The 21,497-nt window shown below is 37.7% G+C and carries 19 protein-coding genes and 3 pseudogenes; 5 read left to right on the plus strand and 17 right to left on the minus strand.

Features of this window, described 5'->3' with window-relative positions; genetic code table 11:
• Positions 1-238: 238 nt before the first annotated feature.
• Together ACEN3Z_RS08465 and ACEN3Z_RS08470 are read right to left on the minus strand one after the other, a co-directional pair.
• A complete protein-coding gene (locus ACEN3Z_RS08465) occupies positions 239-907 on the minus strand; it encodes a Crp/Fnr family transcriptional regulator (RefSeq protein WP_138405376.1) in 669 nt (222 codons plus the stop codon).
• A gap of 129 nt (positions 908-1,036) precedes the next feature.
• The gene (locus ACEN3Z_RS08470; RefSeq protein WP_407090517.1) at positions 1,037-1,483 is read right to left on the minus strand and encodes an organic hydroperoxide resistance protein; all 447 of its coding nucleotides are present in this window, start codon (positions 1,481-1,483) and stop codon (positions 1,037-1,039) included.
• Positions 1,484-1,933: 450 nt separating this feature from the next.
• Between ACEN3Z_RS08470 and ACEN3Z_RS08475 the strand changes: the two are divergent.
• A pseudogene (locus ACEN3Z_RS08475) lies at positions 1,934-2,419 on the plus strand (IS30 family transposase); the annotation flags it as partial.
• 1 nt (position 2,420) lies between these two features.
• Here ACEN3Z_RS08475 and ACEN3Z_RS08480 read toward each other — a convergent pair.
• The 12 genes and pseudogenes from ACEN3Z_RS08480 to ACEN3Z_RS08535 all read right to left on the minus strand — a co-directional run bounded on the left by ACEN3Z_RS08480 (position 2,421) and on the right by ACEN3Z_RS08535 (position 13,610).
• Complete coding sequence (locus ACEN3Z_RS08480) at positions 2,421-2,582, minus strand: hypothetical protein (RefSeq protein WP_407090518.1); 162 nt, start codon at positions 2,580-2,582, stop codon at positions 2,421-2,423.
• A 145-nt stretch (positions 2,583-2,727) separates the two neighbouring features.
• A complete protein-coding gene (locus ACEN3Z_RS08485; protein WP_407090519.1) occupies positions 2,728-3,072 on the minus strand; it encodes a hypothetical protein in 345 nt (114 codons plus the stop codon).
• A gap of 159 nt (positions 3,073-3,231) precedes the next feature.
• The gene (locus ACEN3Z_RS08490; protein WP_407090520.1) at positions 3,232-3,939 is read right to left on the minus strand and encodes a DUF4230 domain-containing protein; all 708 of its coding nucleotides are present in this window, start codon (positions 3,937-3,939) and stop codon (positions 3,232-3,234) included.
• 93 nt (positions 3,940-4,032) lie between these two features.
• The gene (locus ACEN3Z_RS08495) at positions 4,033-4,428 is read right to left on the minus strand and encodes a hypothetical protein (RefSeq protein WP_407090521.1); all 396 of its coding nucleotides are present in this window, start codon (positions 4,426-4,428) and stop codon (positions 4,033-4,035) included.
• 318 nt (positions 4,429-4,746) lie between these two features.
• Entirely contained in the window at positions 4,747-4,908 is a 162-nt protein-coding gene (locus tag ACEN3Z_RS08500; RefSeq protein WP_407090522.1) for a transposase, read from the minus strand.
• A gap of 358 nt (positions 4,909-5,266) precedes the next feature.
• Positions 5,267-7,039 carry a flavocytochrome c gene (locus ACEN3Z_RS08505; RefSeq protein WP_407090523.1) on the minus strand — a complete coding sequence of 591 codons (1,773 nt, stop codon included), beginning with the start codon at positions 7,037-7,039 and terminating at the stop codon, positions 5,267-5,269.
• Positions 7,040-7,418: 379 nt separating this feature from the next.
• A pseudogene (locus tag ACEN3Z_RS08510) lies at positions 7,419-7,910 on the minus strand (IS3 family transposase); the annotation flags it as partial.
• A gap of 126 nt (positions 7,911-8,036) precedes the next feature.
• Positions 8,037-8,342 carry a transposase gene (locus ACEN3Z_RS08515; RefSeq protein WP_407090524.1) on the minus strand — a complete coding sequence of 102 codons (306 nt, stop codon included), beginning with the start codon at positions 8,340-8,342 and terminating at the stop codon, positions 8,037-8,039.
• A 559-nt stretch (positions 8,343-8,901) separates the two neighbouring features.
• Complete coding sequence (locus ACEN3Z_RS08520) at positions 8,902-10,170, minus strand: exo-beta-N-acetylmuramidase NamZ domain-containing protein (RefSeq protein ID WP_407090525.1); 1,269 nt, start codon at positions 10,168-10,170, stop codon at positions 8,902-8,904.
• Positions 10,171-10,447: 277 nt separating this feature from the next.
• Positions 10,448-11,296, minus strand: a complete 849-nt coding sequence (locus tag ACEN3Z_RS08525; RefSeq protein WP_407090526.1) for an NAD-dependent epimerase/dehydratase family protein — start codon at positions 11,294-11,296, stop codon at positions 10,448-10,450.
• A gap of 190 nt (positions 11,297-11,486) precedes the next feature.
• Positions 11,487-12,359, minus strand: coding sequence for a UTP--glucose-1-phosphate uridylyltransferase GalU (gene galU, locus ACEN3Z_RS08530; protein ID WP_407090527.1), 873 nt, complete (start codon positions 12,357-12,359; stop codon positions 11,487-11,489).
• A gap of 81 nt (positions 12,360-12,440) precedes the next feature.
• Complete coding sequence (locus ACEN3Z_RS08535; RefSeq protein ID WP_407090528.1) at positions 12,441-13,610, minus strand: nucleotide sugar dehydrogenase; 1,170 nt, start codon at positions 13,608-13,610, stop codon at positions 12,441-12,443.
• 463 nt (positions 13,611-14,073) lie between these two features.
• Between ACEN3Z_RS08535 and istA (ACEN3Z_RS08540) the strand changes: the two genes are divergently transcribed.
• Both istA (ACEN3Z_RS08540) and istB read left to right on the plus strand, forming a co-directional pair.
• The gene (gene istA, locus ACEN3Z_RS08540; RefSeq protein WP_407090529.1) at positions 14,074-15,630 is read left to right on the plus strand and encodes an IS21 family transposase; all 1,557 of its coding nucleotides are present in this window, start codon (positions 14,074-14,076) and stop codon (positions 15,628-15,630) included.
• Positions 15,627-16,382: an IS21-like element helper ATPase IstB gene (istB, locus tag ACEN3Z_RS08545; RefSeq protein ID WP_407090530.1), complete on the plus strand. Its 756-nt coding sequence runs from the start codon at positions 15,627-15,629 to the stop codon at positions 16,380-16,382. Before istA (ACEN3Z_RS08540) ends, istB begins: the two co-directional genes overlap by 4 nt.
• Positions 16,383-16,715: 333 nt before the next feature.
• Here istB and ACEN3Z_RS08550 read toward each other — a convergent pair whose 3' ends face one another.
• The 3 genes and pseudogenes from ACEN3Z_RS08550 to ACEN3Z_RS08560 form a co-directional block, all read right to left on the minus strand.
• Entirely contained in the window at positions 16,716-17,120 is a 405-nt protein-coding gene (locus ACEN3Z_RS08550; protein ID WP_407090531.1) for a transposase, read from the minus strand.
• A gap of 132 nt (positions 17,121-17,252) precedes the next feature.
• A complete protein-coding gene (locus tag ACEN3Z_RS08555) occupies positions 17,253-17,834 on the minus strand; it encodes an ATP-binding protein (RefSeq protein WP_407090532.1) in 582 nt (193 codons plus the stop codon).
• Positions 17,827-19,140 (minus strand): annotated as a pseudogene (locus ACEN3Z_RS08560) (transposase); the annotation flags it as partial. The gene ACEN3Z_RS08555 and the pseudogene ACEN3Z_RS08560, both read right to left, overlap by 8 nt.
• Positions 19,141-19,322: 182 nt before the next feature.
• On the opposite strand from ACEN3Z_RS08560, the gene istA (ACEN3Z_RS08565) reads away from it, so the two are divergent.
• Complete coding sequence (istA, locus tag ACEN3Z_RS08565) at positions 19,323-20,873, plus strand: IS21 family transposase (protein WP_407090533.1); 1,551 nt, start codon at positions 19,323-19,325, stop codon at positions 20,871-20,873.
• Positions 20,870-21,497: ATP-binding protein (locus tag ACEN3Z_RS08570; protein WP_407090534.1), on the plus strand; the 628-nt coding region annotated here is incomplete at its 3' end. The genes istA (ACEN3Z_RS08565) and ACEN3Z_RS08570, both read left to right, overlap by 4 nt.

The following is a 21,497-nucleotide window of genomic DNA, read 5'->3' on the forward strand; positions in this document are numbered from 1 at the left end:
GATAATAAGATTCTATCATTACTAATTCATCCGTGGTAAGATGGGAGTAGGTCATTTATGATCACTCCTATTCTTCGTGGTGGAAGTATAGTTTGAGTGTATCATAAATGACTTTTTTATTTATCTAGCTTAATTTTACAATCTACGGTGTATTTAATCTTAGCTAGCAAATAATAATTGAAAAGAACTTTATACTCCATTTTTCGATAACTTCAAATCATATATCGTAGTTCCCCCATCACTCCTCCAACCTCCCCAATTCCAATATCTCAATCACATTCGGTTTGGGTTGGCGGACTATCCCTGCCTTGGTCAACTTCGTCAAACTTCTGCTGAAGCTTTCTGGAGACATTCCTAGGAAGGATGCGAGTTGTTTTTTGGTTGAAGGGATCTCAATTGATAAGCTTTCTTGTTGGTTGTATGCTTCTAACAAGTAAGCCGCTAGGCGGTGGGACGTGCTTTCTGAAGTTATCCAAGTGGTTTGCTGTTCGGATTCGTTCAGGCGGTTGGATAACTCTTCCAGTAATTCTATAGCAATCTCTGGATTTTGAAGCAAGACATCTTTGAAGACATCGCGCTGAATACTGCAGACCGTTGTTGGCTCCTCCGCCTTGACATAGCGGTTTATTTGCCGGTGGCTGAACAATCCGGATTCTCCAATGAAGTCGCCCGCTTCTAATTGACGAATATACTGCTCCTTTCCCGACGCAGATAAGCGATATATTTGCACAAGACCCTTCTGAAGTAGATACAACGTATCTGAATCATCACCCGCTTGGTATAAATATTGCCCTGCCTTAAACTTTTTAACTTGAATCTGAGCTTGAATCTTCTCAATCTGATCACGTGTCAATGTTTGGAACAGGGGAATCGTGCTTATACAATAATGATAATTGGAAAAATCCATATACTCATCCTCTCACTAATGATTTATCTCCTCTCATTATAAGGCAAAGCTACCGACTTTTACTCTTTTTTGCATAAAAATAAAAAAAGCCAGAACATATTCGCCCTGGCTCATTTAATCTAATACTAATTATTTTTCTTGGCTCGCATCATAATCTACAGCTTTAACGAAGACATCGATATTCCCAGCAACAGCCTTAGAATAAGGGCATACAGTATGTGCCTCATCCGCAAACTTCTGCGTCTCTTCGCGATCAAAGTCTTGAATTCCCACTTGAATCTCAACTTCTAACTTAAAATCCGCCGCATCCTGCTTCTTGTAAAGACGTACTGTATGAAGAACTTGCGACGCATTCTTAACCTTATGCTTACCCTTCACCAATTCTAAAGCTCCGTGGAAACACGCACCGTAACCTAAGGCGAATAACTGCTCAGGATTCTGACCTTCACCCGAACCACCCATATTTTTAGGTGTCGTAATCTTCACCTCATACGTCCCGTCCGCTAAGTAACTCACACCATCACGACCACCCGTATTCACTGCACTTGTCTCATAAAGTTGTTGATAATCCGTCATCCCACATTCTCCTTTACTTATTTGATACCCCCATTATAGCGCATACTAATCCTATTGTTCTTGACATAGGTCAAGGCTTGGCGAAAGTTTATGACTAGAATTCACAAAAATATTAAACTTGTGATTGCCCTGTAAGTGGATGAATCTATGCCATCACAGCTGGCGACTTAATATTGTCGAGTTTAATAACGTCTCGTTGTGCTTCACGAGACTCTGTTCCTCGCTAAATAGAGCCTCGAGTAAAAACTCTTAGAAAAGTTATTAAATCACTTTTCTAAGGGTCAACATTAGGTCATTGTGTGAAATGCGGGAAATCGGCTACACTTCAGTGTTTTGCACCTGTTTGTTGAGCCAGGATTTTACTATCTCTTTTTCTCTTCCCCTAGGCGCTCTGCGATGACTTGACTTGAGGTCAATATTAAATTCATCAATAAATAAGATTATCCTTCTTACCACAAAGAATTTGGTCATTTAGATGGTGATACCATCATCGGTAAAAACCATAAGAGTGCCGTGATCACCTTTGCGGAAAGAGCGTCTAAGTTAATCATTGCTTTAAAGACACCCGGCCGGAAGGCCGAAGACATCGAGGTCACCTTGACCAACTGGTTTAAACAGCTACCCAAGAATCTTTTTAAGTCGATAACGTTTGACTGTGGCAAGGAATTTTCCAACTGGAAAAGTTTAAGCAATCAACAGGATATTTCTGTTTTCTTTGCAGATCCGGGCTGTCCCTCTCAACGTGGCCTCAACGAACATTCGAATGGGCTCTTGCGTAAAGATGGATTACCTAAACAAATGTACTTCAATGAAGTGAACCAAGCGTTTATTTCTTCGGTCGCCATTCGTAGGAATAAGATTCCTAGAAAGTCTTTAAATTATAAGACCCCGTTGGAGGTCTTTCTTGAGAATGTGTCTGGGTTAAATTATTTCTAGCTTAAATTGACAAACGAAAATATACATCTTCACTCACACTAGCGTCATCCCCCACAAAACCAGCCGAACTACTATTACCACTAGCTCCTTCACCTTCATAAGGAACACTTAATCCTTCTGCTTTCGACAGGTATTCTGAATCACCCGTACTCCATAATTTCAACTTATTCTTAGCAGCGTAGTCTTGGGCTTGGTAGATTGCTTGGACATACTTACTGTTAGGGAGGTAGCCATTGATATAGCGAGCGATAGCTAAGCCTCAGTGACAAGAATCTTTTGAAGCAAGATGCCATCAACCCAGATATGGACTAGATCCCTTTGATACTTATCTTTGGTTGCCCTTCATACTCGATTTGTATGAGGACAGCCTCTTTGAGCAAGTCGCGCACCCTATTCTTCGCCTCTTTTGCGTAAGGTTTATTCTGCATCTCTGACGCATCAATGAGCAAGAATCGTGCTTTTATAGATGGTTCCTCTGCTCGATCCAAGATAAAATCAGTCGTATCGCCATCAATCACACTGAAATCCTTGACAGTAATAAGCTCGCTTTTGTTCTGACTCTCGGCGAGTATTTTGTAGCCTAAGATCTCTTCTGTGACTTTTGCACTGATTGCGGTAGGGAAGATGACGCTGATTAAAATCACAACCACCATGAAAGTATTGATTAATTTTTTTCATCGTAATTCTCCTCCCTTCGTTCTATAACTAGTTATTATACTCCGCTTTAATATTATGACAATGATGGGTGTTTTTAGGAAAAACAAAAACCAGCTTCCTACATTACTGTAGAAAACTGGTTGTATTTTTAATATCTATTGGAAAACGATTGTGTAATTTCCATCCTCAATCTCTGGGTTAATTTTCAAGACTGTCATAATCGCTTGTTGGGCTTGTTTGTTAGCTTCTTCTAATAGGCCGTTAGCAGTGGCTTGTTCTTCAACCACTTTCTCTTGCTCAATAGCGAAGGCTTGATAGTCTTCAATCTTAATTGGGTTGAAGATTGAGTTCTCTTCGTCCAACACTTTGATAGATACTTCATCTAGTTCATGAGACAGAATTTGAGAATCCGGGATATCAATGTAAATTTCTGCATCTCTCACATCAACATTCACAGCTTCCATGTCAATCCCAGCATGGATAATACCTGAATACGTTAAGATAAAATTCTTCTTAGTGAAAGGAACGTTCCAACCGTAAAATGTGTTCTGGTCCTCGAATGCGCCAGCATTAGTGTAATGATATTTAGTCGTAGTCAACTCTGATACCGTTTCAATCTGATGTTGTATTAAATTACTATCAATAGTTGGGCCTTCTTCTTCATCACCACTTGTTATAGCATAAACTCCTATACCCAATAGAAGAACAAGTACACCAATCACTAATGCAGTAAGAGAAAAAAGATTCAACGACTTAAATGCATTCAACCACTTTGGTGAAGAATTACTTCGTTCCTTGTTATCCCCAACAGTTGACTCATCTTTCAAAACTTTTTCTTCTTCCGTCAACTTTTTATCATCCATATCGCTACCTCCAATAATTAGTTTATCGTGTTTAACTTGTAATAACAGTCAATTTATTATAACAAATTAAACGGCAATAAGCCTTAACTATTTTTAGTCTTTTTGACTATTTTCAATCTTCGCCGATGTAATAAGAGAGGTTACAACAGCCATCAACTTATTACCATCAATACTTTTACTAATATTAAAATTCTCCTGATTTTCTTTATTACTTATCAGATTCTTCCAGAAGACTTTTACATCTTGCTCGTAGAGATTAATATCATAGAGAAGATTCGCTAAGTAAATGATTAAGTCTTGATGACTATATATCTCATCTATACTTAAGCCTCCAAAATTATTCGCTTCCTCAAGTAAGACAAACTTTCTAAAATACTCTGGTGGCACATTGGATTGTAAGCCCAATAAAGGGTTAATTAATAGCTGAATAGATGATATTAATAAATTAATTGACATCCCTAGAGCATATTTTTGAGAATTAGACAACATATCATAATTATGTTCAAATTTCTTAATCTCGCGGGTTAACTCTTCACAGCACAGTTGTTAGTTACTTTCTTCACGCTTACGCCAATGCTGATAGCCACTTTTGGAAACACCTAAAACTTGGCAAATCTTCACAACACTAAACCCGTGTTGGTGCTGTTCTATGAAGTCATAAATTACTTCTGGTCTTTGGCGAAGATGTCCATACCCTTTTTTAAAATTGCGTTTTCCTCTTCAAGATCACGCAATTTCTTTTGAAGGTCCTTCACTGCTTTGTCTTCTGGCGCGCTGTTCTCACAGCCGATAAAGTTTGAACCGTCTTCACTTTCTTTTTATTTTTTTGACCCAATTGTGAAGCGTTTGTTTGGCTACATCTAATTCTCTAGCTACTTGCACGACAGCTTTTCCAGTTTGGAAGGCTAACTTTGCTGTGTGTATTTTAAATTCTTTATCATATTGTTTTCTCGTTGTCTTACACTCCATCCGTTCAATTGGTTTATGTTTAGTATACATTAAACTCCCAATTTAACATATCCCATATTTAGACTAACATCAAACTGCTCAATACTTATATCTCTATACTGCATATAAACACTTACTTTCAAAAAGATATTTGTAATTAATAATAACTTTTTAGGAGGAATAAGCAAAGGGAATTTTGTTGATGCATGAAATCAGACCAGTTTATAAGTATTGTAGAAAATGGGGTTAGATTTCTGTAATTAGCTAATGAACAAAATTTTATATAGTAATTAAATAATAAATAAGCAGGAAATCCGTTACTATCAGTAACGGATTCCCTGCTTTCAATTGTTATTTCTCTTTTATATTTCTACTTCAATTATTTCGCAATTTCTTGCCCAGCAATACGCCCGAAAGTAATTACATCTGAGATAGCATTGCCACCTAAGCGATTCTCACCATGCACAACGCCTGTTGCTTCACCTGCAGCATAAAGCCCTTCGATGACATTCCCCTCTGTATCTAATACTTGAGCTTGTGTATTAATAACTACTCCACCCATTGTATGATGTACAGACGGTTTACATTTCATCAGATAATATTTACCCTTTTCTAACGAGTGAAGTCCTGAACGATGATTGAAATCTGGATCTTTGCCATCCTCAGCATATTGATTTACCTTTTCTACGGTCTGTTTAAGCGCTTCTGAATCAATATCAAAATGTTCTGCTACTTCTTCAATTGAATCACCTACAACAAGTAGTTCTGACTCTAACAACTCATTGTATTCTGCCTCATGAAGCTCTTTAGATTGAGAAATTTGGTCTAGCTCATCATTCCATAATTGGTAGGCGTAAGAACCGGTTTGATCTAAGATAGCTTTAGAAATCACATCTCTACGTTCTAATTCTTCAACAAACCGTTGACCTTCCTGATTTATAAGAATAGCTCCATCAAATCGAGTATCAGCGAGTAATGAAATCATACCTGTTTCAGGGTTAGAGACCGGGTATGTTTGAATATTTTCCATATTGGTTAGAGCAGCTCCAACTTCTTCTGCCATTGTTAACCCATCCCCGGTTGATCCGACTGAAACTGTACTTAAATATTCCTCGCCATATTCAGAATTGGCTTCTTCACGCATTTCAACATTCGCACCAAAACCTCCACTTGTTATAATTACACCATCATTAGCATGGAATTTATAATCCGTTCCATTATTATGAGTTGCTTCAACACCAACGACTTTATTATTTTCGTCTTGGATCAGTTTTGTAGCTTTAGTATCAAGATAAGTAGCCACACCTACCTCATCAGCCTTATTCTTTAATTTTATTACTAACTCCTGACCAGTGTGCCCAAGAGGAATTAATGCACGCTCAACACTGTGTCCTCCGAATTGGAAAAGCTGATCTTCATAAAATTCTACCCCTACATGGTCTTTCAGCCACTCCGCAGAAGCTAAAGCATTTTCAGCTAAAACTTGAATAATTTCAGGGTCTCCCTTTTCATTCCCACCTTCAAATGTATCCTGATAATATAATTCAACACTATCCTTTTCAGAAATACCTAATTTCTCTTGAACCCAATTACCCGGTGCATTCATTTCGCCCCCACTAATAAGAGTATTACCTCCTACTGCAGGCATTTTTTCTAGTAACAAGACTGACTTCCCAGCTTCAGCTGCTTCAATAGATGCACTTAGTCCTGCACCACCAGCTCCAATAATGACAATATCATAAGTTTCTTCTTCAATTTCTCTCGACTCTTCAGTATTACCTTTTTCTATTGTAGTAAGTGAGATACCTGACTTTTCGATCGCATCTTGCACAGCTTGTAAAAATCCTTCACTTGTCGCTGTTGATCCTGATACAACATCCACTTCTACAGAATTATTCTCAATAATGGCGTCACTTAGTGATTGATACACCGGTTCAGCGAGCACTTCATTCTCCTGACTATCAAGCACCTCAATCGATTGAATCTTTTCATCTTCAACCGTCACTTCTACTTTTACATCCCCATGCTTTCCTTGTCCAATCCCTTCAAACACTTTAGCATCGACAGATTGAGAAGGTATTACTGACATCAACACGGCTAGCATTAATAATAATACTATAAAGATAAGACTTGATTTATTAATAAACTTCATATGTTTTACTCCTTTATAAATTATTTTGATTAACTGAATGCCACTCTAGAGGATAGTTCAATGGTTTACAAGTTACTTTAAAAAAATACTCGAATCAAATTCGAGACTTTTCAATGACAGATAGTCAAAAAAAAAACATTTAAGAATACTACAGCCTCCTCCCTTTTGATTAATTAGTATTGAAAAAACCTTCATAGACTATCATACGATTGCCGTTCATATTGTTATGCACTCTTCAAATTCATTATATAAATATTTTTTATATGAGTCAAGGGATAATCAAAAATTATCATTGATATTAGATGACAATCAACTGGGAAGAGAGAACTGATACTATGTTAAGAAATTGGACAAATTAAATTGAGATATTCCAAAATATTTAATTTGAAGCTAACGCGCTTCGCTTGCTGGCCTTATCGTAACAGTTTCCTTTGCGGCTCATGCTCGTAATCATGTTGTGTTCACGCAGAATTCCTCGGTATTCATGTGACGCATACTGGCTGGTACGATCTGAATGATGAATCAGTCCTTCTGTTGGTTTTTGTCTACCAATCGCTCGCTTTAGCGCAACGATGACTAGCTCTTTTGTCATTCGATGGCTCATATGCCAACCTAGTATTCTTCGCGAATATAAATCCATAATGGTCGCTAAATATAGCCAGCCTTCATTCGTGCGGATATACGTAATATCTCCGACCCAAACCTTTCCAGGAGTGTCCACTTGAAATTTTTGATTCAGTAAATTTGGATAAATCGGAAAGGAATGTTTGGAATTCGTTATCGCTTTATATTTCTTGACCTTTTTTGAGCGAATTCCCTCCGCTTTCATAATTCGGGTTACTGTTTTCTGAGAAACATTTATTCTTTTTTGATTTAATTTTTCATAATTTTAAGACTGCCATAAATAGGGCGTGAATTAATATAAAACTCTTTTATTTGGCGGGTTAACTCTTCATAATACGAAACTCGTGTCGGTGCTATTCTATGAAGTCATAAATTACTTCTGGTCTTTGTCGAAGATACCCATAGCCTTTTTTAAAATTGCGTTTTCCTCTTCAAGATCACGCAATTTCTTTTGAAGGTCTTTCACTGCTTTGTCTTCTGGTGCGCTGTTCCCACTGCCGATAAAGTTTGAACCGTCTTCACTTTCTTTATATTTTTTGACACAGTTGTGAAGCGTTTGTTCGGCTACATCTAATTCTCTAGCTACTTGTGTGGCAGCTTTTCCAGTTTGGACGGCTAACTTTGCTGCGTGTATTTTAAATTCTTTATCATATCGTTTTCTCATTGTCTTACACTCCATCCGTTCAATTGGTTTATGTTTAGTATACATTAAACTCCCAATTTAACATGTCCCATATTTAGACTAACATCAGCTTGACCAATTCAATCATCCACCCCAAGCTGACATTTCATTATGGTAGTGCAAGCTACTACGTAATATTCAATAAAAGCCCCTTATTTTACATTAATAAGAAATCATTTCTATCTATTTCATTATTATGTCTTCTAACAAATAGTTGGAATTATATAGTTATTAAACATTATTTGAGGCAGAATTATGCTAAAAGAATATCAAGTAAGTCGCCCTATCTCTTCCAGTAATGGTGGAGCACCTTCTGATTAGAAATAGCTTTTCTCCGCACTTGGTAGAGCTAAAGTCCAAACAACTGGGGCTATCTAGTCGCTATAATCATGAACTATGTAGAATTCCTTTACACCAAACAAATTAACTATAATTTGATACCATTATTTTTCTAAAATATCTATTTTATGCCTAGTGCGACTTCCTTTGAGTAAAAGCATCCTTACGTAAAAAACACCTCCCTAGATTAATTTCTAAGGAGGTGCTCACATATAGTCTATTCTTCACCACTTGGGTAGATAAGATATTCTTCACGAGTTGATTTAAATGATAGTAATTTTTCGTCCCATTTTGCGATGATTTCTTCCACTGGCTGGCCTGCTTTCAAGTCCTCTTCAATAGACGACTTACCAGTTAATTTAGCTAGCCATTGATCTTCACGCCACTCAATCTCATCTGGGTATAGATTATTCAACACGTGAATCATTGATAGACCCGTATAAAGTGGATCATATTCTTCACGGTCTGTCACATAAACTTCGACCCCCTCAGCGAGCTTCCCTTCAAGCTTTTGTCCAGGAGCGGGAGTAAAGGCAGCTGCTCTGAATTTAACACCACTTAAGTTAAGGTCATTCAATGCTTGGGCGTATTCCTTACCATTCACAAAGTCCGAGCCAACCAATTGGAATGGTTTTGTTGTGCCTCGACCTTCGGAAACATTCACGAATGTCTCAAATAATCCGGTAATTGGGTAAACATCTATACTATCGGTTGTTGGCATATTGGGTGATGGCATTACGAATGGAATATCTAGTTCAGCATAAGATTCACTTCGGTCATAACCTTGCATTTCAACCACTTCTAGGTCAACACCCAAATCAAATTCCCCATTAAAATACTGTGCTAACTCTCCAAAAGTCATCCCGTGAACTAACGCTAAATCCTTCAAGCCAACAAAAGAAGAATGTTCTTCTTCAACAACTACTGGACCTGCAACTAAATCTCCACCTAACGGGTTCGGACGGTCAAGTACGACCACTTGCTTCCCTTCTTCAGAGGCTGCTTCCATAATATTATACAACGTCCAAACGTAAGTATAATAAGTTACCCCCGCATCTTGAATATCAAAGACGAGTAGATCCACATCTTTTAACATCTCTTGACTTGGTTTACGTGTCTCCCCGTATAAACTATATACTGGTAATTCTGTTTCTGGATCCGTATAAAACTCAACATACTCCCCCGCTTCAGCATTCCCACGAACCCCATGTTCTGGACCATATAAAGCGGTTAATTTAATATCAGAATCTTCAAATAACAAATCAACAGTTGTATTTAAATCCTGGTCAACTCCGGTAGGATTCGTTACAAGCCCCACTCGCTTCCCTTCAAGTAAATCTTTGTGATCAGACAACAACATTTCTAGACCAAACTTGAAATCATCTTCAGCCTGCACTACTGGCAAGCTAGTAATTAGAAGTGACAAACCTAACATAAACACCCCTAACGCCTTCAAAACACCCGACATACTTCCTTTTCTCTCCATACACTTTCATTCCTTTCTGATTAACTATAATTACACGCCAAATTAGTGAAGCGCTTTCTTTAATTTATTATAAACATTTGAAATATAATTACAAGTCATATCTCACGATTATGAAATAAAATTTATGAAAATCAAATAGAGTTCTTCAATTTATGATGTTGGTGAGTTAATCTCACTGATATCATAAATCGTAGAACCATAAAATAACAAAATTTCTTCAGAAGTGAATACAAAAAAAGGAGGATTAAGATACCACTCTCCCTCAAAAAATACTCTACTAACTCAACTCCGTCTCTCGCACAGACTCACTAAAACCTCTGACATTATAATTTGTATGATACTCACTCATTGCTTGTTCGTAATACAAGTCACCAAAAACTTTATTAACGACATTGATGCCCATCATGCTTTTAATCAACGGATTAAACAACTTGGTCACACCTATACGATGATTGGATATCTTCGCAATTTCTTTAACAAGATCCGTTGTTGTGACATAATCTACATTTTGAGGATGGTAATAACCTCGGTCCTGGTTATCAATAACTAACCTTAGAAACTCTGATAAGTTATCTACATGTAACATACTACGTCTATTATCATAATCAGGGAAAAGTGGTGTAACTTTAGCTAACTTAGAAAGTCTAGGATAATTCCCTTTCGATTCATGCCCATAAATCATTGGCGGACGAACATAAGCCACTCGAAAATCCTCGGATTCCAATCGCTCTAACTCGCGCTCAGCTTGCAACTTACTATCCCCATAGAAATTATCTGGCTGAGGCACTGTATCTTGTCTAATAGCAGCTTGATCAGTCCCAAAGACAATCATACTACTCATATAAACAAAATGCCTTACACCCTCTTTTTTAGCCTTGCTGGCCACTTGCACAGTTAGATCACGATTGACTGAATAATACAAATTTTCTAATGACTTATTTGATGAATTATGTGCTATCCCCGCCACATGGATAATTGAATCATAACCACTCCAGTCGATATCTTGCCACTTATCAGTTTGCAAGGATACCTTATCAACTTGATACTTTTCTGGCCAGAGAGCTAACCATGCAGCAAGCCTATTCCCTATATAACTATTTCTTCCTGTAATTAGAACTTTCTTCATTATCAATTCACCTAACCCCAATTTATTTACTATCTAAGACTTACCTCATTATAACAAAATAACTCCGCCCTATGAACGATATACACAATATAAATAACTTACATATATTATATGTTACTTACATAGAAATAATAAAAAAGGGTTAATGAAAGGATCTCCTTCACCAACACTAACGAACATTCTACTGTAATTAAAAGCGTTCCACAACACTCATCAAATAATCCTTCAATCCATCCTTCAGTTCCGGATGTTGTAGCCCATACTCGATATTTGCCTCTAACATCCCTAATTTATTTCCTACATCATAACGTTTCCCTTTGAACTCTAAGGCAAAGACACGTTGCGTCTGATTTAAAGTATCAATCGCATCTGTCAATTGTACTTCACCACCTCGCCCTGGTGCTTGCGTTTCAAGAATATTAAATATTTCTGGCTTCAATAAGTAACGACCAATGATGGCAAGGTTACTTGGTGCATCTTCAGGCTCAGGCTTTTCAACAAAGCTCTTAACCGCATAGATTCCCTCTTCTACTTCAGATGTCGGATCAATCACACCGTACTTAGACGTTTCTTCATGGGGTATTGGTATGACCGCTAACGTTGATGCTTTCATCTTGTCGTAATTATCAATCAATTGCTTGGTTAAAGGGACATCATCAACCATGATATCATCCCCTAACATGACCACAAATGGCTCATTACCAACGAATGAACGTGCTTGATAGACTGCATCCCCTAAGCCCTTAGGGCGTTTCTGACGTATAAAATGCAATCGAATCTCCGTTGTTTCTTCCACTAAGGCAAGCAATTCATCCTTACCGGTTTCTTGCAAATTATACTCTAATTCAAAATTCGCATCAAAATGATCTTCGATTGGACGTTTGCCTTTACCAGTAATTACAATAATATCTTCAATCCCTGAAGCAATGGCTTCCTCCACAATAAATTGAATCGTTGGTTTATCTACAATTGGAAGCATCTCCTTCGCAATCGCTTTTGTTGCAGGTAAAAAACGTGTTCCCAATCCAGCAGCTGGGATCACTGCCTTACGTACTTTTGACATAATCATTCTCCTTCTTAATAACTATAAAATAAAGGAACTTCACAAAAAATGAAGCCCCATAAATTAATATTACAAATAAATCTAATTATTATTATATACATCACGTGTATAAATCTTATGGCTCACATCTTGAATATCTTCGGATATACGGTTCGCTAAAATACTGCTCGTTATTGACTTGAATATTTCCAAATCCTTAACAACCTTATATCCTTCAAAGGTTTCTTCTTTGATTGTTGGCTCGTAAATAACCACTTCAACACCTTCAGCACGAATTTGCTTCATAATGTCAAAAATCGCTGCTTGTCGAAAATTATCAGATTCTGTCTTCATTGTTAAACGATGGATACCGACAACTTTTGGCTCCTGTTTCAATATTTGGCTCGAAATGAACTCTTTACGTGTTACGTTAGAATCTACAATCGCACGAATTAAATTGTTTGGTACATCCTTATAGTTAGCTAGCATTTGCTTTGTATCTTTTGGTAAGCAATAACCACCGTAACCAAAAGAAGGGTTATTGTAATAGTCTCCAATACGTGGATCTAGACTAACTCCGTCAATAATTGAGTTAGTATCTAACCCTTTAGACTCAGCATACGTGTCTAATTCATTGAAATAAGACACTCGTAAAGCAAGATATGTATTAGAGAATAACTTAACTGCTTCAGCCTCCGTTGAAGGCATTAATAGAACTTCAACATCATCTTCTTCAGCCCCTTCAAGCATTAAATCAGCGAAATTCTGGGCACGGTCGGATACTTCCCCCACAATAATACGTGATGGGTGCAAGTTATCATATAAAGCTTTCCCTTCACGTAAAAACTCAGGAGAGAAGATGATTCTATCTGTCCCATACTTCTTATTAATACGCTTAGTATAGCCTACAGGAATTGTCGACTTAATAATAATCGTCGCTTCAGGTGCATATTCCAAGGCATCTTCTAAAGCACCCTCTAAGATAGCCGTATTGAACTGATCATTGATATCATCATAATCAGTTGGTGCAGCGACAACCACGTATTGAGGTTGATGGCCATAAGCATAGTCTTTGTCTGAAGTTGCTTCTAATTGAAGATTACCCTTAGCTAAGAATTCCTCAATCTCTTTGTCCTTGATTGGAGAGAGACCTTGGTTAATCAAATCAACCTTACTCTCAACAATCTCAAGTGCTCTTACGTTATTATGTTGTGCTAGTAAGACTGCATTAGATAGTCCTACATATCCTAAACCTACAACTGTTATATTCATTCATTACTCCTTAAATAAATTCTTAATTCACTATATGTTATTATAGCAAATCTATGTCTTGGTAAAAAGAGTATCTACCACTCAAAAATACTATATACTACATATTAAATAATTTTCATAACAACTATGCTTTAAAAATATAAATACTCGAATCAATGACAGTAATATTAATAGAATCAAACTGACAATTATAATTAATATTATCTAACAAAAGCAATTTTACCATTAACAATATAATTAAAATAATGAATTCAAATCTGAAATAAATGAAGGAGATTATATATGAGTGTTTATTCACAATGAATACGGCACTAGGAATCGTCCATTAGTGCGGAACTTTCGTCCATTGAATGCGGAGAAAAAGTCCATAGAGTGCGAAAATAATCGTCCAATTCAACAAACCTTCTGTATACTTATTTTATGTATGTGTTTTCATACAAATAAGTTACAGGAGGTTATTTTTATGATCAATTATCATAAAATTCTTGAAATGCACCTACAAGGGATTTCTCAACGTACGATCTCTTCTAGCACTGGGCATTCAAGAGACAAAATTAGAGAGGTGGTGAAACAAGCTAAAGCCAAAGGCTTAGAAAAACTTACTGGGGAAATGACCAATTTTTGGTTGGAAGATTACCTATTCCCTGAGAAAAGTGCTAATCAACGTGGGTATTTCGATCCCGAATGGGCTTATATTCATAAGGAACTGCTAAAAAAGAATGTCACACTCAAACTTTTGCATAAAGAGTATGAACACGAAGCAAGAATGCAGAACAAGGTACCTTATGCTTATAGAACGTTTTGCGAGAAATATGGACAATATGGTAAGAAATATAAATTAACCATGCCTATTCATCGCAAACCTGGTGAAATCCTTGAAGTCGATTGGGCTGGCAGTACATTATCCGTTAAAAATAGTGAGAATGGAGAGGAACTCAAAGTATATATTTTCGTAGCCACCTGGCCATTTAGCCAATATAGTTATGTCGAGGGTTTTTATGACATGAAAACAGATAATTGGTTAACAGCTCATATACATGCCTTAGAGTTTTTTCAAGGAGTACCTGAAACAGTTGTTTCGGATAATCTAAAAACTGGTGTGACTAAAACGGATTATTCAGAGCCTCTCTTAAATGAAGGGTATCGACAATTAAGTGATTATTACCGATTCACTATTGTCCCCGCACGTGTAAGAGCTCCAAAGGATAAAGCGTCGGTTGAAGGAAATGTTGGTTTTATCAGCCGTCAAGTCATCGCCGCCTTGCGAAATGAAACGTTCTTTAGTTTAAAAGAATTGAACCAGGCAATTTCTGAAAAGACGCAAGTATTGAATCAAGAAGCTTTTCAAAAAAGACCTGGTTCAAGGTCTACAGTCTTTCAGGAAGAAGAACTTCCGTTCTTAGGTTCCCTTCGTCACCCGCGCTTTACACAGTCTCAATGGCGGATATCTAAAGTCCAATTAGATTACCATATTCAGGTGGAGCGTATGTTTTATTCCGTACCTTATGAATATGTCAATGACGAAGTAGAAGTAAGAATAACTGATAACCTAATAGAAGTGTACTTCAATGAACATCGAATTGCATCTCATAAACGACTTCGAGGCGACATTGGTCAATACTCTTCAAATATCGATCATATGCCTGATAATCACCGTCGTTATTTAACTCATACTCCCAAAGAAAATTTATTATGGGCAGAGGATATTGGCCCAAGCACTTACGACTATGTCGATTATATTCTTTCCAATAACGTTGAAAAGAAAGCCCTGAAATTACTCGCTACATTAAGAAATATAGCCTCTAAATCTTCGTTAGAAGAGTTAGAAGCTGGCTGCCACACATTGATGTCTGTCGCAAAAGAGCCCACAAACTCATTACTAAAATCCATTCTCAGTCGTGCAAAGAAACGCAAGAAAGCTTTAAATACTGATTCGAAAGCATCAATTATGGAGGAGCAAACGGATAGCAAATATGGATTTGTCCGCGGTGTAGCCTATTTTGGAGGAAAAAATAAATGAGAAATGAACAAACACTTGAAAAGTTAAAAGCTATGCGATTAAGCGGAATGGCGGACTTATATGAACAACAGACAAGCGATGAATCTATCCAATCCTTAGGATTCGAGGAACGATTTGAGTTATTAGTAGACGCTGAATCTGCCCGTCGTAAATCGAATAAATTAGATCGTTTAATTCAACAAGCAACATTTAGTGAGCCAAATGCCTCTATTGAAGGGATCGAATACTATCCAGATCGCCACCTCGATAAAAACCTTATTTCTAAACTCGCGCAAGGAGGATATATTGAAAATCACCAAAATATTATCTTAATGGGTGCTTCTGGAAATGGAAAAACCTGGATCGCCAATGCCTTCGGTATTCAAGCCTGTCGTCAATTTAGAAAAGTAAAATACATTCGTCTCCCAGAATTAATTGACGAGTTAGCTTTAGCGAAATATGAGGCTGATGGTTCTTATCGTAAGCTGATTAAAAAGTATACGAAAATTGAACTACTTATCATTGATGAATGGCTACTGATGGATTTATCTTTAGAAGATAGTGTCCATGTATTTGAGATTATTGAAGCACGATTAAAACAAACTTCTACCATATTCTGTTCACAATTTTCACCTGAAGGTTGGCATGAGAAGATTAAACATACTCAGTTAGCTGACGCGATTCTGGATCGCATCAAGCACAATTCTCACCAAATCTTAGTCGATGGCGAAGTATCTATGCGGGAGCGCCATGGTCTGGAAAGCACGAAATGATTCCGATTGAAATTAAAACTCGAATTGTTTTTTTACTTGCGGTATACCTTTTAGAAGACATTGGCTTACATCTATCCTCATTACTACTACCTTATTACTTAGACGACGAAGGATAGCCTTCGGCTGACGGGATAGATAATTTGGCCATTGAGTTATTTAAACAAACTTTGAGAGAATACAAATAAACTATTATCTTGTTTAAGATCAAGAACAGAGCTCATGATGTGTTCTGTTCTTTTGATTTTATGGCTTCTTCGATAAATTAATAGGATGGACGATACTTTCCGCACTCAGTGGACGATTACTCCGCATTTACCGGACGAAAGTTCCGCACTATTGGACGAAACCCATCGCCGTACTCAAATGCCGGCAATAGGTTCTATAAGCATAAGGAATGCTTTGTTGAGCCTCTGCCTTTTGACAATATTCTTTATGTAATAAGCTTAATGTCATATGTTTTTTGCCGAGCTCTTTATGGACATACTCCCAATCCTCTGTCATATAACCTTTTGACTCCGGCAATTTCTCAGGAAATAGAAATTCCTCGAGCCATTGATCCGTCATCTCATCTGACAACTCTGATAACGCTCTCATTTTAGCTCGATTAACAATTTCACGAATTGTATTACGTGAACTATTGACTACAACTTGAATCGTTTTTGGGACATACCATTGAAGTAGTGTTCCAAAATTTTTCGATATTCCACTACAAATAACCTCCTGTATTATTATATTCATACCGTTTAAGGTACTTAAATAATAGTATACAAGAGGTTATCGATATAGTGGGTCTCTAATGGCAGAGCTGGGTCTATTTAAGGCAATGTTGGGTCTAAAAAAGGCAGAGCTGGAACTATTTGGTGGCAATATTCATTCATATAAGTAGTCAACCAGCTGAAAGAACTGGTTTGCCTCCATTGGATCCATAGCCATATACATCAAGTCATCGATGATCACTAAGTCAGATTTTTTAATCCGATTTAATGCAATCTGTGATTTCCGTGTATAGTCACTTGTTTTCAGAATCGTTGTCAGTTCTCCCATCGGGAGAAACATGACTTGATACCCTTGCTCGATCGCTTCTAATCCAACGCCGACCGCTAAATGCGTCTTGCCGACACCGGGCGGTCCAAGAAGAATGAGGTTGTATTGCTGCTCTAACCAATTCATTTCCATCAGCTGGCGCATTTGCCGCTCACTGAGGCTTGTCTGCTCACTTAAATCATAGTCCTCAAGCGTCTTTTGATAAGGGAATTTCGCCCATTTTAAGCGACGGGCTTTGTTTTTCTCTTCTCGCTTTGTTAGTTCGTATTTCAAGAGATGGTTTAACAGTTCATAATAAGTCCAAGATTTTTGCTCAGCCTCTCGCATGAATGCAGGAAGCTCAAGCGAAACCTCAGATAATCGCAGCTGTTTAAAGGCCTGCTGTAAATCTTCCAAGCCATTACTCATTCACTTCACCGCCCAAAATTTTGACATACTCACTGATTGAGCGTGTGGATACTTGAATACCTGATGAAGCAGTCGAAGAGATTGATTCGATTCCTCTTGGAATATCTCTCGGCTTGTGCTGGTTTAAATAAGCAGCGACGTCTCTAAAATCATTGGCGCTCCATAGTTCATTTTCAATACAATATGCGAGTGCCGCATCCCGTTCTTGGGGGTATGTTTGAATGCTCTTTTCCAAGACCATAAACTGATCGCGTACATACCGTTTATACTTTTCCGTTATTTTATCAATAAAGAGAATGGCTGCCTCTTCTTTTTCGAATAGGTCAATCATGGCTGTGCGGTATTTTTGCAGTGTTTTTTCCCGATCACGACCGTGGTTGCGATTTTTTATCAATTTACCTTTTTCTAAAGAAAGGGTGTGCCGCGCAATCTCATCACCAGTAATCTTATGTAGAATAACCAATTCTTGGCCGTCTTCTTGAAGATAGACTTGATTTGAAGCGACGGTTGTATAGGTACCAAGCGGTACTGAATAGCGGTTCCCTCTAAAGCGAATCGTATTGTCTTTATTTACGGTAGCTGTTATACTATTTCTGAAAGATATATCTTTGTGTTTGATTGAAGAGACTGGTTTCAAGTGTGCTTTTTCCAGAAGGAACACTGAATCTGGTCTCTTTTTCGTTGTGCCGTGTACTTTATGATTTCCTGTGCGTTCCAGCCAGGAACGAGATTTCTCATTCCAGTCATCAAGTCCATCATAGACCCGATTCTTTGCGAAGTTAGCCTTTACATAACCGACGACACGTTCAATTTTTCCTTTTGTTTCGGGATCTGACCCGCGGCACAAGTAAACATCAAAACCTAAGGCTTGTTGATATGCTTGAAAGACTTGGGTGAGTAAAAGGTCTCCGGCGTTCTCGCTGACCGCGATTAAATTGTCTTGGTCATAAACCATTTCTTCAGGCATTCCGCCCAAGTGACGAAAGGCATTTTCATGCGAACGAATGGTATCTTGTGTTGTAAAGGGCCGGTCCAACCATTCAAGATATTTGTAGCGGCTATGCGATAAAACAAAAGAGATAAAATACAGCTAGATTTTTTCTTTGCTTCTTCTCTTTTGCTTCGTTTGACCCCAATCCACTTGGATTTGCGCACCCATCTCTACTTCGGGAATGGCTTCATATTGCCGGATTTTTTTACGTTTAGGGATCGCATACTGATCTCTCAGATATTTGATATACGACCGTACCGTGCTTGAGCCGACCTGAAGATCCGGATATTCTTCCAATAGCCAGTCCTCAATTTGAGTGATTATTGCATTTAATTTGTACCAATCCTGCGGTTCTTTTTACCAGTGATTGCGGACAGTTTTACCACTCTTTGCGGAAGAATTTACCAAAACTTATATATCCTCCTGTATACTTATTGAGCACGTTTACATCTTTTAGAAAGGTGAGCGTGACAATAAGATATATAGGAGGTTTTTGTATGTTCCCTTATCGAAAGATTTTGGAATTACATAGTGAAGGCGTATCGCTTAGAAGTATAGCTACGATTACACAGCACTCACGGCAAAAAGTAACGGAGGTGATTAAACTTGCAGAAAAGAGAGGTATCATCATCCCGTTGGATGAAGGAATCACTGATCCATGGCTGGAAGATTTCCTTTACCCTGAAAAGAAACAGGAGAATAGCGGGCGGCATGTCATGGACTTCGAATATGTCCATAAAGAATTAGCAAGACCTAATGTTACTTTGACTTTATTGCATGATGAATATGTACGAGAAGCAAAGAGTGTAGGGAAAATACCTTATGCTTATCGAACTTTCGCTGAACATTATCACAATTATGCGATGAAATATAAGGCAACGATGCGCATTCGCCGAAAACCTGGAGAAATATTGGAGGTTGATTGGGCAGGTCAGACGTTGTCAGTTATTGATCCTGATACGGGTGAAAATAGAAAGGTGTATATATTTATCGCTACTTTACCTTGTTCTCAAATGTTTTACGTAGAAGGTTCTTATCGCATGGATTTACCGTCTTGGATTCGACTTCATCAGCATACCTTCGAATTTTTTGAAGGAACACCACAAATCCTTGTGCCTGATAATTTGAAGACAGGCGTTACTAAACATACGAGTAAAGAACTTATCTTAAATAAGACTTATGCAGAGATGGCTGACCACTATAACACAGTTATTTTACCCGCACGCGTTCGTTCCCCTAAAGATAAGGCGAGTGTAGAGGGTTCAGTAAATATTGTGTCCACATGGATTATTCAAGGTTTAAGGAACATGAAGTTTTTCTCAATCGAAGAATTGAACGATGAAATCTGGAAAAAGTTAGACTATTTAAATAACAGACCCTTCCAGAACCGAAATGGTTCCAGATGGTCTGCCTTTTTAGAAGAAGAGAAATTCGCACTTTCTCCTCTCCCAGCCACTCCTTATCGAATGTCTGAATGGCGTACCGCTAAAGTACGTCCAGACTACCATATCTCTATTCACAGTATGTTTTATTCTGTCCCTTATGAACTAATAGGTAAGGAAGTAGATGTGAAAATTTCAGACAGTACAATTGAAATCTATTTTAATCACATAAGAGCAGCTTCTCATCAAACATTATATGGAAAATACGGACAGTTCTCTACCTTAAAAGAACATATGCCTCAGAATCATCGATTGTATATCGAACAAACGCCTGAAGAGGGATTAAAATGGGCAGCAAGTATAGGTGATTCCACTCTAACGATTGTAAATTTTTTACTTGAGACTTATGAAGTTGAAAAGCAAGCCCTCAACGCAATCTTCACTTTAAAGAAGTTGGAAAGAAAATATACCAATTATGAAATCGAACAAGCCTGTAAAGATGTATTAAAAGCTACCAATCGACCGACGGTCAAAAGTGTGCAAACCATTATTCAATCAAATAAAAAACAGGATGAAGAAAAATTAACAGAACCAAAATCTAGAAAGATGAAGGAAAAATATGGTTTTACTAGAGGGGCATCATATTATGGAGGTAGAAATAAATGAATCAACAAAATTATGATAAACTAAAACAGCTTAGACTCTCAGGTATGGCAGAAGCTTATGAAACCTTACTGTCAAACCCAGCATACAAGGATCTTACTTTTGATGAATTATTGGGAATCATGATTGATCAAGAAGATTCCGTACGTAAAAGCAATAAATTGAATCGATTACTAAAACAAGCACAATTCACCGTGAAAGCCGCTATAGAGGGTATCCAATATGATGCAGATCGTAAACTAGACAGAGAATTACTCATGAAGTTGTCAGCTGGAGATTATATCTTAGACGGTCGCAATATCATCTTTAAAGGTGTATCGGGAGCTGGAAAGACATGGTTAGCTACCGCTTTCGGCGTTCAGGCCTGCAGGCAATTTTACACCGTTCGTTATACTCGCTTGCCTAATCTATTAGAGGAGTTTAAAATTGCGACACACCAAGCTGATGGTAGTTATACCAAATTAATGAAAAAGCTTATCAAAGTTGATCTTCTCATCCTTGATGAATGGCTCTTATATGAGCTCACAAGTGAAGAATCCACATTACTCCTGGAAATTATCAACGCTCGTTATGAAGCGCAGAAGTCGAATATTTACTGTTCCCAGTTCGACTTTCCGGGTTGGTATG

Source organism: Ruoffia sp. FAM 26254 (assembly GCF_045528545.1).
Lineage (GTDB): Bacteria > Bacillota > Bacilli > Lactobacillales > Aerococcaceae > Ruoffia > Ruoffia halotolerans.

What these genes read in the sequence shown, in the direction of transcription:
- istB (WP_407090530.1), top strand. Translation starts at nt 15,627, where the DNA reads ATGAGAAATGAACAAACACTTGAAAAGTTAAAAGCTATGCGATTAAGC.
- ACEN3Z_RS08555 (WP_407090532.1), bottom strand. Translation starts at nt 17,834, where the DNA reads ATGAGTAATGGCTTGGAAGATTTACAGCAGGCCTTTAAACAGCTGCGA.
- ACEN3Z_RS08465 (WP_138405376.1), bottom strand. Translation starts at nt 907, where the DNA reads ATGGATTTTTCCAATTATCATTATTGTATAAGCACGATTCCCCTGTTC.
- ACEN3Z_RS08520 (WP_407090525.1), bottom strand. Translation starts at nt 10,170, where the DNA reads ATGGAGAGAAAAGGAAGTATGTCGGGTGTTTTGAAGGCGTTAGGGGTG.
- ACEN3Z_RS08535 (WP_407090528.1), bottom strand. Translation starts at nt 13,610, where the DNA reads ATGAATATAACAGTTGTAGGTTTAGGATATGTAGGACTATCTAATGCA.
- ACEN3Z_RS08500 (WP_407090522.1), bottom strand. Translation starts at nt 4,908, where the DNA reads ATGGAGTGTAAGACAACGAGAAAACAATATGATAAAGAATTTAAAATA.
- istA (WP_407090529.1), top strand. Translation starts at nt 14,074, where the DNA reads ATGATCAATTATCATAAAATTCTTGAAATGCACCTACAAGGGATTTCT.
- istA (WP_407090533.1), top strand. Translation starts at nt 19,323, where the DNA reads ATGTTCCCTTATCGAAAGATTTTGGAATTACATAGTGAAGGCGTATCG.
- ACEN3Z_RS08495 (WP_407090521.1), bottom strand. Translation starts at nt 4,428, where the DNA reads ATGTTGTCTAATTCTCAAAAATATGCTCTAGGGATGTCAATTAATTTA.
- ACEN3Z_RS08505 (WP_407090523.1), bottom strand. Translation starts at nt 7,039, where the DNA reads ATGAAGTTTATTAATAAATCAAGTCTTATCTTTATAGTATTATTATTA.
- ACEN3Z_RS08490 (WP_407090520.1), bottom strand. Translation starts at nt 3,939, where the DNA reads ATGGATGATAAAAAGTTGACGGAAGAAGAAAAAGTTTTGAAAGATGAG.
- galU (WP_407090527.1), bottom strand. Translation starts at nt 12,359, where the DNA reads ATGTCAAAAGTACGTAAGGCAGTGATCCCAGCTGCTGGATTGGGAACA.
- ACEN3Z_RS08550 (WP_407090531.1), bottom strand. Translation starts at nt 17,120, where the DNA reads ATGAATATAATAATACAGGAGGTTATTTGTAGTGGAATATCGAAAAAT.
- ACEN3Z_RS08485 (WP_407090519.1), bottom strand. Translation starts at nt 3,072, where the DNA reads ATGGTGGTTGTGATTTTAATCAGCGTCATCTTCCCTACCGCAATCAGT.
- ACEN3Z_RS08470 (WP_407090517.1), bottom strand. Translation starts at nt 1,483, where the DNA reads ATGACGGATTATCAACAACTTTATGAGACAAGTGCAGTGAATACGGGT.
- ACEN3Z_RS08525 (WP_407090526.1), bottom strand. Translation starts at nt 11,296, where the DNA reads ATGAAGAAAGTTCTAATTACAGGAAGAAATAGTTATATAGGGAATAGG.
- ACEN3Z_RS08515 (WP_407090524.1), bottom strand. Translation starts at nt 8,342, where the DNA reads ATGGAGTGTAAGACAATGAGAAAACGATATGATAAAGAATTTAAAATA.